Origin of the sequence: Natronorubrum halobium, from assembly GCF_051351675.1 — an archaeon.
In the GTDB taxonomy this organism is placed as follows: Archaea; Halobacteriota; Halobacteria; order Halobacteriales; family Natrialbaceae; genus Natronorubrum.
Genome location: NZ_CP195595.1, coordinates 1,123,136 through 1,136,273, shown reverse-complemented (window position 1 = coordinate 1,136,273; position 13,138 = coordinate 1,123,136). Strand labels below are relative to the sequence as shown.

Annotated in this window: 8 protein-coding genes; 6 read left to right on the top strand and 2 right to left on the bottom strand. The window is 62.4% G+C overall.

Annotated features, from left to right (window positions below; translation table 11 throughout):
* Positions 1–15: 15 nt before the first annotated feature.
* Positions 16–1,221: a carboxylate--amine ligase gene (locus tag ACSFC7_RS05550; RefSeq protein WP_436346754.1), complete on the top strand. Its 1,206-nt coding sequence runs from the start codon at positions 16–18 to the stop codon at positions 1,219–1,221.
* A 233-nt stretch (positions 1,222–1,454) separates the two neighbouring features.
* Positions 1,455–1,784, top strand: a complete 330-nt coding sequence (locus tag ACSFC7_RS05545; RefSeq protein ID WP_436346753.1) for a hypothetical protein — start codon at positions 1,455–1,457, stop codon at positions 1,782–1,784.
* A 154-nt stretch (positions 1,785–1,938) separates the two neighbouring features.
* Here the strand turns inward: ACSFC7_RS05545 and ACSFC7_RS05540 are convergent, their stop codons facing one another.
* A complete protein-coding gene (locus ACSFC7_RS05540; RefSeq protein WP_436346752.1) occupies positions 1,939–3,243 on the bottom strand; it encodes a hypothetical protein in 1,305 nt (434 codons plus the stop codon).
* 475 nt (positions 3,244–3,718) lie between these two features.
* Between ACSFC7_RS05540 and ACSFC7_RS05535 the strand changes: the two genes are divergently transcribed.
* The 3 genes from ACSFC7_RS05535 to ACSFC7_RS05525 all read left to right on the top strand — a co-directional run bounded on the left by ACSFC7_RS05535 (position 3,719) and on the right by ACSFC7_RS05525 (position 10,024).
* The gene (locus ACSFC7_RS05535) at positions 3,719–5,509 is read left to right on the top strand and encodes a hypothetical protein (RefSeq protein ID WP_436346751.1); all 1,791 of its coding nucleotides are present in this window, start codon (positions 3,719–3,721) and stop codon (positions 5,507–5,509) included.
* A 955-nt stretch (positions 5,510–6,464) separates the two neighbouring features.
* A complete protein-coding gene (locus ACSFC7_RS05530) occupies positions 6,465–7,406 on the top strand; it encodes a hypothetical protein (RefSeq protein ID WP_436346750.1) in 942 nt (313 codons plus the stop codon).
* A 569-nt stretch (positions 7,407–7,975) separates the two neighbouring features.
* A complete protein-coding gene (locus ACSFC7_RS05525; protein ID WP_436346749.1) occupies positions 7,976–10,024 on the top strand; it encodes a hypothetical protein in 2,049 nt (682 codons plus the stop codon).
* 20 nt (positions 10,025–10,044) lie between these two features.
* Here the strand turns inward: ACSFC7_RS05525 and ACSFC7_RS05520 are convergent, their stop codons facing one another.
* Positions 10,045–11,511 (bottom strand): flippase, encoded by a 1,467-nt coding sequence (locus ACSFC7_RS05520; RefSeq protein WP_436346748.1) that lies wholly within the window; start codon positions 11,509–11,511, stop codon positions 10,045–10,047.
* 393 nt (positions 11,512–11,904) lie between these two features.
* Here ACSFC7_RS05520 and ACSFC7_RS05515 point away from each other — a divergent pair, with 393 nt between their 5' ends.
* Positions 11,905–13,065, top strand: coding sequence for a glycosyltransferase family 4 protein (locus ACSFC7_RS05515; protein WP_436346747.1), 1,161 nt, complete (start codon positions 11,905–11,907; stop codon positions 13,063–13,065).
* The last annotated feature ends 73 nt before the right edge of the window (positions 13,066–13,138 follow it).

Here is a 13,138-nt window from a genome sequence, read left to right as displayed (position 1 = left end):
ACGGGAACCGAACGTATGGACACTGCTGGTCGGGGCGGGACGAAATCAGTCGTCGTTCCGGGAGTCGCTGCACCGAGCACCGTCGCCTGTGTCAGATCCCTCGGTCGCCGCGGCATCCGAACGATCGTCGTCTCGAGCGACGAAACGACGCCGGCGTTCGTGTCGAAGTACTGTGACGAGACGGTCCGCGCCCCGTCGCCGCACGAGGACCTCGTGGCGTACAAGGACGTGCTGTGCTCGCTCGCGAGGCGTCCCGACGTCGAGGCGATCGTTCCCGTCCGAGAGCCGGACATCTACGTGCTGTCGAAGTACAGAGACGAGTTCGCGGAGTACGTGCGCACCCCCTGGCCGACGTTCGAGACGCTGTCGCGCACGCAGGACCGGGTGCGACTCTTCGACGCGGCTGAGATGGCGGGGGTCGCCGCACCGGAGACGACCCTCTTCACGACGACCCCCGACACGGAACGCGAGTGGATCGTCAAACCGCGGTATACGATCCTGGGCGACGAGTACCTCGAGGAGTACGCGCCCGAACGGTGCGTCGCACCGCCGTCGACGCAGTATCTCGAGTCGAATCCCGCCAGAAGTACCGAGGACGTCCGGAGCGAGATGGAACACGTCCCGCTGGTCCAGGAGTACGTCTCGACGACCGAGGAGTACGGCTTCTTCGCACTGTACGACGAGGGCGAGCCGGTAGCGACGTTTCAGCACCGACAGCGACGCGGCTACAGCTACGCCGGCGGTCCCAGCGCGTTTCGGGAATCGGTCGACATTCCGGCGCTGGAGGAAGCCGGGCTGGCGCTGCTCGACGAACTCGAGTGGCACGGGCTCGCGATGGTCGAGTTCCTGCGCGACGACGAGACCGGCGAGTTCAAACTCATGGAGGTGAACCCGCGGTTCTGGTCGTCGCTGCCCTTTTCGGTACAGGCCGGCGCGGACTTTCCGTACTACTACTGGCTGCTGGCGAACGGGATGCGAGACCGGATCGATCACAGCTATCAGCCGGGGATCGGCGGGCACCTCCTCCGCGGCGAACTGCTGTATCTCCACTCCGTCCTCACCGACGATATCGATCTAGTCGAGAAACCGACGATGTCGGAGGCCCTCCTCGATATCGGACGCTCGCTCGTCGATCAGCCGCGGTTCGACTACCTCTCGCGTGACGACCCGCACCCGTTCGTTCGCGATTTCGTAAACACGCTCTCCGCGATCAGGCAGTGACGGCGATCGACCGCGGCGATCCGGCGGTAACAGTGTACGGTGTTCGGTCAGACCGAATCCAACAGTGCCAGTGACCGCTCTCGGCGATCCATCAACGATCGGGGCTGTCCGTTTCTCGTCAGCACCGGGACGACGATTCACTGACCCGTCAGTTTCCAGCTGACTGTATTTCCGGAATAGCTACCATTAATTCGACAAGAAAGCTTATACCGAGATACTCGGGTTACCAAAGTATGGCACGTGACACTCCGGTACAGAACAAAGCTGCCAGGACCGACGCCGAACCACTCCCGAATCTCGTAACGATCGTTGGACGCGGTGTTCCTTCGAGTTTCGAGATCACCGTCGACGGCGAGATCGAGATGGATACGGACGACCCCGTCGAGGAAGCGACCATCGTCTCGGGCGGCGTCGCCGAGGGATCGATCGACGTCGGCGTCCAGCGGTTCCGATTCGACGGACAGGTGACGAACATCCGCGTGGTCGACTGGAACGGTGTCCCGGCGCCGGAATCGGCGAGCGTTCCGAACGTTCACGTCGACTACGGCGTTCCCGAGCGGTAGACGCACCGCGTCCAGGTAGGGGTCCGATTTTTGCGGGTGACAGTCGGGACGGAGCGACGCATCGAGCGCGGCGAGAACGGTTCGATTACGACGATCGCAGAACGTCTCGCGAGCGACGCGGCTGCGTCACCGGGCTACGACCGTCGCGACGTCGTCACCGACTCCGCACGCGTTGCAGTCCGGACTTCGCGCTCCGCCAGGCCGGATAGACGGTGTTGTAGACGCGGGCCGGCGTGTTTCGTGCACCCGCGCGGAGAAGCCGATGCGACAGCGGCGAGCCGGATTCGGAGACGAGTTCGTCGAGGTCGGCCTCGTCGAGCCACTCGAAGAAGGCCGCCTCCTCAGGTGAGGACGGCTCTGTCTCACGCGCACGGTCGCGGATGTCTTCCCACATGTATCGTTCGTCCTGTCCGAGGACCCACCGGCCCTCCTCGAGTGCAGTCCGAATCTCACGGTAGTCCTCGTGTTCGAACTGATAGCCGTGATTCGTCGGCTCGAGGCCGGACAGGCGCAGGCCGACGGCGGTCCGGTAACACTTCTCGCACTCGCCGCAGTTGCCGTCCATTCGGTCGTTGCAGGTCTGCAACTGGAGGTCCGGCTCTTCCGCTTCGACGTAGTCGGCGATGGCGTCGAGTCGCTCCTGTCGGGTGAGGTCGTAGGAGTCGTGGTGACACTGGGTGCTGGCCCAGCGGACGTGATCGTCGATATCGGGGCGCGAGCCCCACTCGAGGTCGATCCCCTCCCAGTGGGTCGCGGCGACGTAGAGGTCGTCCATTCCGCGCGCGTAGGCCATCGGCGCACAGAGGCCGAGCAGCCCGAGACCGTGACCGACGGAGCTGTACCAGGCGCCGTCGACGTGGCGCTTGTAGTGGGCCAGCAACATCGGATGGGCGAGGAACGAGAGCATGTTCGACTCGACGAACGCCGTCTCGAGGTCGTGGTCGTCGGCGAACGACGAGACGCGCGAGCGGAGGTGGTCCCACTTGTCGTCGTCGGCGGAATCCGGCGTGATCGTCCAGCCCCGGATACTGATCAGCGTCGGCTCCTCCTCGCGGTGGCGAACGTACGAACAGGTCGAGTCGACGCCGCCGGTGAACAGCAGGCCGCTCTCGCCGCCCGCCTCCCGTTCGACGTCGACGGTCTCTTTCGCGTAGAGCGTTCCGCCCTCGAGGAAGTCGTGCATCGAACACAGCGACGCCTGAACGTCCGCCACGGCCGCGGCGAACGTGGCGTCGACCTCGTCGACGTAGACGTCGGCGCCGTTCGCCCACGCGACGGGACAGACCTGTGCGAGGACGGGGATCACGAGGATTGCGTCGGGAACCTCCTCGATCGAGACGTCGTACTCAGTTCGAAACGATTCGTTCGAAAAGAACCGCTCGAGCTCCGGAGACGTGCGAACGTCACACTCGAGGGTCGTACCGTCGGCGTCGACGTGGTCGATAACGATGGATGGCATAGTTGGATCGAGATCGCGTCACAGTGTCGGTCGCGCACTGTCCGCTGTCGACTCGACCGAGTACGAACGGGTACAAAAACCATCAGAACCGTTGATCGTTCTGAATTCGAGAATGCAATCCATAGTAACGTGTTGGGCCCGGTAAGGAGGGCATACTTCCGAGCGGCCCGTCGATCCCGTTTCGAGTCGTCGGCCCCGATACACGGCCAATTGGCGCGTCGAGAACCGCTTTCGAGACGAGCAGTGTCCGGAGAGCGGGCGGTCAGCCGGGTCGAGGAACGGCTCGAACGAACCGCGTCAGATCAGCGATCGGCGCCTGTCGGCCGGTACCGACGGCAGTACACCGCTCGAGCAACCCGTACCTTCCCCGCACGCAGAACGGATAGGAGCCGTATAACAAACGTCGCTATCGATGACCCTCCGTCCAACACATGCGTATCGCCACTGGACCGGACGACACCCCTTCTGAAAGAACATGAAACGGTCGACACTCAACGTCACGTTCGCCGTCGGCTTCCTCGCGATTGCGATCGCGATCCTCGTCGCGAGAGCCAATCCCGCGACCAGCTACGAAGCGTCGATCTATACCGGAACGCCGATTATTACGTGGATCGGGTTCGCACTCGCGCTGGCTATCGGCGCCAGCACGGCGCTCACGTGCCGCGGCCGCGAACAGGCCTACGGAATCACACTCGGCGGGACCGCGGTGACGGCGATCGTGAGCCTCCCGATTGTCAGAAACTACCGGTTCTCCGGGATGGGTGACGCGCTGACCCACCTCGGCTGGACCCGGGACATCATCAACGGCGATCTGGCCCCGCACGAACTGTTCTATCCGGCGTTCCACTCGATCGCATCCGTCTTCCACTACGTCGGTGGCATTCCGCTCGAGCGCGCGCTCCTGTTCGTCATCGCGATCAGTTTCCTCCCGTTTCTGATATTCATCCCGCTGGTCGTTCGGGAGATGAGCGGGAGCGGAATGGCGATCGGGGTCGCCGCAATCGTCTCCTGGATGGTGCTACCGATCAACAACATCGCGACGCACATGGGTATCCACACGAACTCGAACGCCCTCTTTCTGGTTCCCGTCGTCATCTTCGCGTTCCTCGCGTACCTCCGCCGTCGCGCGACGATCGAGCGGCTCCCCATGGGGCTCTCGCCGTTCAGTCTCCTCATCTACGTCACCGGTATCGGACTGCTGTTGATGCACCCCCAACAGATGATCAACGTCGTCGTCCTCATCGCCGCGGTCACCGGCGCCCAGTACCTCGTCCGGCGGCGGTACGACGACCACCCAATGCTCGATCATCCGACGACGTACGCGCACACGGCCGTTCTCGGCGTTATCTTTACCGTCTGGGCGGTGAGTAATGCGCGGTTCAGAGGTGCAGTCGAAGGGCTCGTCAGCGGCGTCTTCGAGGAAGACATCGGCGGCTCCGCCGAAGTCGACCAGGCCGAAACCTCCCTCGGCGAAGTCGGTGCGAGCCTCGGCGAACTGTTCGTGACGATGTTCCTGGAACTCGCGCTGATCTCGCTCGTCGTGAGCGTCTTCATCCTCTTGGTGTGGCTCGGCCGGACCAGACTCGATCCGGAGACGAGGGCGTTCGTCAACTACTTCGCGATCGCGCTGATTCCGCTGTCAGGCATGTTCCTCCTCTACTTCGTCGGAACGCCGACGATGGCGTTCCGGCAGATCGGGTTCATCGCCGTCATCCTGACGATTCTGTCGGGAGTCGCGATCGCACGCGGCATCGGTGCGCTCTCGGGCGTGATTACGAAACCCGGCGGAACCGCCGTCGCAGCTCTCTTGCTCGGGGCCTGTCTCGTCCTCGGGCTGATGACGGTGTTCGCCTCGCCGATCATCTACAACCCCGGCCAGCACGTCACCGACCAGAAGTTCAGCGGCTACGAAACCACCATGGAGTACGGGGACGAGGACACGCCCCTCGTCGGCATGGGATACGATCCCTACCGATACGATCACGGTATCAACGGCGTCGAAGGACAAGAGAGTCTCAGCGCAGCGACGACCGCCAGCGGCACCGTCGAGACCGACGAGTTCGAATCGGGCAACTTCAGCGGCGCGTACGGCGGGGTGGACTACAACTTCATCGTCACCGAGTTCGACACCACCCGCGAGATCGAGGTCTATCAGGAACTCCACCACAGCGAAGCCGCACTCGAGGCCCTCGAGACGGACCCGGACGCGAACAAAGTGATCTCGAACGACGAGTTCGAGATGTACAACGTCGAAGGCGACGACTGACGCCGCTCGGTTTTACTTATTGTACTTCGTACGCGTGTGAGCGCAGATACGTCCGCCCATCAGCCGATACGCGACACGGGAACGTTCCAGAACGGCACCGACGAGTGTCACACCGTACCGGTCACAGACTGACAGGGACGACGGCGTCGAGTTCGTCGAACGCGACGAATCCACCCGCCGCGAAACCCGATTCACACCGACAGACGCGTCTTCGCCCCGCTCGAGCAGCGGACCGTCGTCGATCACCGGGGATAGAAGTCCGGAGCATCCTCGAGCTAGACCACCACACTCGTCGAGCCACCTGAAACGCGGCGCGGTACAGTTCTGCTCAGACGAGCGAACGAATTCGTCCGACCAACCGGCGTGACGGAGTCGGTTGCTCCTCGAGTTCGAGTCTCACTCGTCTCAGTGGCGACGGCCAGCCGCGTGCATCCACCCACGTCGCGAGTTGTGATCCGCTCACAGACGACGGCGCCGACGACGGGCGGAACGGTGACGAAATCGCGGGTGGCCAACTGACCGGTGGAGCACGGACCAACCGATCCGCCGGACGAGCCGATCGCCGCTATCGAATCCGCGCTGATACGGGACACCGGTCCGATGCGGAGACGGTGCACCTGCCCGGCACAGAGACGGACGGCTACTTGTGACCGGTCGGAAATCGCCGATTGTTCACGACGTTTCGAGCCGACCCCGAACGGTCAGAACGATCGGCGGATGACCAGTGGCAATTCGAAAAATAGGCCGTATACGGCCTCTCTACCGTAGTAATGGCCAATTTACGCGGAAAAACAGCGGGCATTCGCGGCCGTATTTCTCGGACCGTTATTCACAATTTCTTAAACAAATTTACACACATTATGTCACGTTCTACAGTGTTAGAAACACATTCCGTAAATTTAAGCTATACTCCCAAGGAAAAGTTTATGAGTGTAAGCCCAGGTTACGAAAGTGTATGGCGCAGAACCCCCGTACGTCCGAGACGGACACTACGCCGAATGCAGACCGTAACAATGGCTTACACCGCCGCACCTACGTGCGATCGCTCGCAGCGGTCGTAACTGCGGCAACCACCCTTGGTGCGGCCGGCACGGCCGCCGCCCAGGACGACTACGAGGTCATCGAAGCCGCAAACCAGAACATCACCATCGAGGACGGTGAGACCTGGGAGAACAAACTGATCGATATGACCAACGGTCAGGACATCACGATCACCACCGTCGGAAGCGACTGGACGATTCGCAACGTCGGATTCAAAGGGAAGAACAACTCCGGAACCGGCTCCGCGACGTTCGGCATCTCCGACGCCGGCGGTTCGAGTACGATCGAGAACGTCTACCTCGGTGACGGCTCCGACGGCCGTAACGGGAGTTCGACCGGCCACGGACAGACCGCCTTCTGGGTCGACCCCGATCACTCGGGTCACATCGACATGCAGAACGTCAACATCCAGGGCTTCGCGGACAACGCGGTCTACGGTTCCTCGCCCGGAAGCGGCGGCGGCGGAACGATCCACATCGACAGCTGTTTCGCTGCCAACTGTCGCGTCTCCCACTTCCGTCTCGCGACCGAGGGGAGCAAGGTGACGAACTCGGGCGTCCTCGTCGACGAAGAAGGCTACGCAGGCCGCGGTATCTGGGCCTGGGCCCCCGGCACGATCGAAATCGAGGACTGCCAGATCGAGATGAACGGCAACCACACCGCGATCGACGCCGGTGCCAACGGACAGGGAACCGAGGTTCTCGTCCGCAACACCGACTACGACGAGCAGGCCGGCATCGCCGAACACGCCGGTTCGTCGGTCCAGCTCGAGGGCGACTCGGGAACCGATCCCGAAGCCCTCATCCCGAGCGGGACGCCGACCAGCGCCGAAGAAGCCGCCGCCGGCGACGACTGACTGACGCGAGCCGACGAGGCTCGCTGACTCAAGTGACGAAAACGTCCTCCGTCCCCCGCTGACGATTTCCCCTCCACCCCCCGCTGACGGCCCTCCCCCATTCCCCGCTGACGACTTCCCCTCCACTCGCCGCTGACGACTCCTCACTATTCCTCGCTGTTACTTCCTCCGTGCATCTCCGCTGCGATCGCGACCGGTAGTGACAGCCGCGGTCAATCACTACACCGCTAGTTTCGCGTTCACCGTAACCGTCTCCCGAGCGGGGAAGTCTTCGGTCACCGCCAGCCCAGGATATCGTCGCGTCGATACGTCAGGCGATCTCCGGTCGCTTGAGCGGTTCGAGAGAGCTGGTAATTGAGTATTACTACGCGTGTAGAGCGGCTCTCGAGGCCGAATAGCTGGTAATTTGCTATTATTCGAGACGGTCGTCGAAACTATCGGTATATAAAATTTCGTGTGTGAAATAACATGATTTCGTGAATAAATATTCAGATAGTAGCTATAGTCTGTAAATTTTAACTAAAGTAAGGGAGAAAGTTTATGGTGGTAGTATCGGATTACCCGATTGCATGGCACGCGAACCTTCGGTACCGGAGGACGATCGATACGTCGGCAGCGAAGCGCAGCCGACGGGTGGAAGCGAGACCAGTGAATTACTTGGCCGACGATCCTACATGAAATTGGCCGGAGCGACGACTGCAGCCGCAGCGGTATTTAGTACGGGCGCGAGCGCCGCCGAGGACGACTACGACGTCATCGAGGCGCGCGGCCAGACGATCACCATCGGGAACGAAACGTTCGAGAACAAACTCGTCGACGTTTCGAACGGAAACGGTATTACGTTCATCGTCAGCGGGGCGGCGACCGTTCGTAACATCGGGATCAAGGGCCTCTACCAGGGAGACGGCTTCATCTTCTCGATCACCGCCCCCCGAGGGACCGTCGAGTTCGAGAACATCTACATCGGCGACGGCGCGAACAAGTCGGGTTCGAGCTTCGTTCACGGCCCCGGCGGGATCTTTTACCACGCCAGCGCCGGCGCCGACGTCGTTTTCCGCGAGTGTAACGTGCAGGGCTACCCCAACAACGGCTGGTACTGTTCAAACAGCGCCGGCAGCGGTTCGATCACGTGGGAACGCTGTTTCGGGAAGAACAACGGCGTCACGACGTTCCGTGCCGCCAATCGCAACGACACGCTCCGGGAGTGCGTCGCGTACAACGACAACACGGACTACTCCACCGACTACGCCAACTGGGGGAACTACGGCGAGAGCTCCGGCCGTCCGCTGTGGGTCTGGCAACCCGGTGGCTGTACCGTCGAAGACTGCCAGTTCGACGCCGGCGGCTACAACGCAGCCGTGATCACCCACCAGGGAGCCTCGGTCGCCCTCGACGGTGGCGCCATCGCCGGCGGCACGCAAGGCAGCGTCAACACCTCGAACGCCGGGAGCAATCCGAACCTCACCATCCCCGACGGCGTTCCGACCGCTGCGGAGCAGGCCGCGTCGGGAAACTCGAACAGCGGGAGCAGTGACGAGACGGCAGCCGACGACCAGCTCCCCAACGTGATCGTTTTCGACGGCGACGGCACCGACGACTCGACGAGCTACGAGTTCGTCGTCAGCGACGAGGTCGAACCGAGCGCCGACGACGGCGCGACGGTCGACAGCGCGGCCACCGTCGACGGGACTCACGCACGGAGCTCCGTCACCGACCACCTCGACGCGTGGCGCTTCGAGGGCGAAATCGAACGCCTCAGCCTCGATGGCGACGCGACGATCCGCGTCAACGGCACCGAAGTCGACCCCGACGACTTCGACGACATCCTCGAGCACACGCTCCTCTTCGACGGCGACGCATCGGACGTCACCCGATACGAGTTCGGAATCGACGGCGACGTCGAGCCGTCGAACTACGAAGGTGCGACGATCGACGACGCGACCGAGATCGAGGACGCCGAAGGCCACGGCGTCGTCGCCGACTGGAAGGACGCCTTCCGCTTTGCCGGCGACCTCGAGCAACTCACCGTCGACGGCCCGGCGACGGTGTTGCTCGACGGCGAAGAGATCGACCCCGCCGAGTACGGCGCGGATCTCCCGCACGTCCTCGAGGTCGACGGAGCGGGCGAACCCACGAGTTTCGAGATCACGGTCGACGGAACGATCGAACTCGACTCGGACGACGAGCCCGAAGACGAGGCGACGACGATTTCGGGATCGACGGTCCAGAGTTCGGTTACCGACGGGAGCCTGACGTTCGAGTTCTCGGGTGCGCTGACGGACGTTACCGTCATCGACGGTGACGCCGAGATCAGCCTCGACGACGAGACGATCGATCCGGACGACTTCGGCGACCACGAACTGCTTCCCCACGCGCTGGTCATCGACGGGACCGAAGACGAAGAGCCGAGCGCGTACTCCTTCGAGGCGAGCGGTGCGGTCTTCAAGTCGACCTATCAGGACGCGACGATCGACGCGGACGACGTGATCGAGAACCGAACCGTCCGCGGTATCGTCGACAATCGGCTCGATGCCTACTGGTTCGACGGCGACATCGAAGCGTTCACCCTCCGCGGCGACGCCGCCGCCGACGTACAGTACAACGCTCGCGGTCAGTAGTCACGACGATCGTCGGATCGTCAGGTCAGCTGTGCGACCGTTTCTCGCGGATCGATCACGCCGCTGACCGTGATCAGGACGCCCCAGATAGCAATCCCGGCACCGATCACGCCGAACAGTGCCGGCAGATTCGACGCGTACGGAATTAACATCATCACCGCGAGTCCCATCCCGCCAGCGATAGCCGTCGTCAAGACGAGCGATCGGGCGATCCGGACGAAGTCGAGCGAGAGTTCGCGGTGCATGACGTAGACGTTCACCAGCGTGTAGGTCCCGTACGTGATCACCGTCGCGACGGCAGCGCCGGTGACCCCGTAGATCGGAATCATGACGACGTTAAGACCGACGTTCGCGACCGCCGTCGTTCCCTTCGCGTACGCCCGCGTTTTCGCCCGCCCCAGGAAGTCGAGCCCTTGCGTCGTCACGCTGGTAATCGCCTGGAAGACGACGTACACCCCGAGCACCTGCAACACCGGTGCTGCCCCGGCGTACTCGGTACCGAAGACGAGCGTTACGGCGGGTTCGGCCACGAGAATCATCCCCACTGCGGCCGGCACGTAGAGCAGGAACATGTACTCGAGCGTAGTCTCGTAGATATCAGCCGCCTGCTCGAGCGAATCGTTCGCCTTCTCCTCGCCGTACGTCGGTGAGACCGAGAACCCGAGCGAACCGGCCGGAACGAGAACGAATTCGGTTATCTGCTTGCTCAGCACGTAGTAACTGACCGCGACGGGGTTGATGAAGAACGCGACCAGAACCGTATCGATCTGCCTGTCGAGGACGCCGGCACCGTGGGTCGCCGTCAACGGCACGCTGTACTTCAGCATCCGGTTTCGAAGCGACTTGCTCCCGCCGCCGTCGGCGTACTGCGTGTAGAATCGACGGTAGAGGAAGACCAGACCGACGACCGTTCCGAGGAAAACGCCGACGATGTAGCCGAAGAGCGCTCCGGCGACGCCCAGACCGAGTGCCGTCAGGATGACGACGAACACCAGGCGCGAGACGTTGTTGATGACTTCGATGATGGCGCTCAGATCGACGCGATTGAATCCCTGAAACAGCGTCATGTGGTAGGAGAACAGCGACTGGAAGATCAGATACCCCACGGCGACCACCATCAGCGTCGAGAGTTCCGGGATATCGAGGACGGCAGCGAGCGGGTCGCGGCCGATAACGAGGGCTCCGGAAACGACCGCGAGCAACACCAGACGGTAGCTGAGCGAGGATCGGAGGAGATAGGGGATGACCGAGGGTTGGGTTTCCTTCTTGTCCGACACGTAGCGCGCGGCGGAGCGGCCGATACCGAGGTCCGCCCCGAGCTGGGCGATGGCGATGACGGAAACGATCGTGAACAACAGCCCGTACTCGTCGTTCGTCAACAGGAACCGCGCGAGCACCAGCATCAACAGCCCGTTCGCGAGGTTGTTCACGAGTCGGGCGCCGAACGTCGCCTTGAAGCCGTCGACGATACGGTCAGTGAGTGCCATTCTCGGTTACTCGTCGGTCCGCAGAGTGGTTTCGGGGCAGTTCATCGGCACAGTTCTCGACGTCTCCACCAACCGCACGCCGGAGCCACAGGAGACGAAGCGCACCACCAGCGCAATCCGACGGACGATTCGACCATCGAGCAGATAGAGACGGTTTCGCTGTCACTGAACTATGGCTCCCCGAACGAAGCCATTGTAATCCCCCACATACCCGCCGTTTTACGGGTCATACCGCCAGCCAGTCGGCGACAAACGCACGATCGTCTCCGAGCGAGCGCTACTCATCGTTCTCAGTCGATAACAGCGCCGTTTTCGAGCGGTTTTGGTCGATGTATGAGTCGTGGAGATAGTACGTCGAGAATAACAAAACAGCAAAGTAACCTCTCCGGCGGTATGAAAATCGGGTTTTACCACAACGCTGCTGGGACCCGCCACGCCGGTGGAATCGCCGTCTACACGCAGCAACTAGCCGCAGCACTCAGTCGATCGAACGACGTCTACCTCTACACGCAGCGGGGAGAGCTATCGTCCGTACTAACCGAATCGGACGTCACCGTCGTAGAAACACCCTCGTTCGACGACCACTGGTTACACTCGATCGGTTCGCTGACCCCGTTCACTCGGCAGGATCGTACGAAACTCCTCATGACGCAGTGGGCCGTTCGGAACGACGTTATCGACCACATCGACGACAATCTCGATGTTCTCGTTACCGCTCAGTTCCTCGACGATCTCCTCCTCTCGAACCTGGCCGACGTACCGACCGTCTACACCTTCCACCAGTTTGCGAGCGTCGGTCTCGGGATCAAACTACGCGATACGTTCTCCCAGACGGAGCTGATCCTGGCGAACTCCGACGATACCGCCCGGCAGGTGTCGGAGACGTTCGGCTACGATATCGGGGAAGTCGTCTACCCGGGCATCGATCCGGATCACTTCCGACCGGACGTCGATCCAGCTCTCTCGAGCGACGACCCGATCATCCTCTTCGTCGGCCGACTCATCGAAGCGAAGGGGATCGACGATCTGCTCGAGGCGGTATCGCGCCTCGACGGCCGCCACGAACTCCACGTCGTCGGTCGTGGCGACGAACAGCGGGTGCGGCGACGAGCCAGCGACCTCGGAATCGGGGATTCGGTCGTCGTTCACGGCGAAGTCCCCCACTCCGAACTGCCGGCCTATCACGCCGGTGCGGACGTCTTCTGCCTGCCGAGTCACGACGAGAGTTTCTGCATGGCGAACGTCGAGGCGATGGCGTGTGAACTCCCGGTCGTAACGACCGACCTCGAGGGGATCGAGACCTACCTCGCCAACGGCGAAAACGGGCTCCTCGCGCGGGTCGGTGACCCCCAGGACCTCGCGGACAAGCTCACGATGGTTCTCGACTCGCCCCACCTTCGAACGCGGCTCGGCGAGCGCGCCCGCGAGGACGTACAGCGGTTCACCTGGGACGAGCAGGCACGGCGACTCGAGCACTGCTGTTACGAAACGTTCGATATCGACCCCCCGACAGCGCAACCGGAGCCGAAGTCGGTTCCGACCGATGCGAGATAGCCGGGAGAGCCACTCCGGAGCAGTCGCTGTCCTAACAGGTTCGAAAGGAAATGGCTCCCGCGCCTGAATCGGA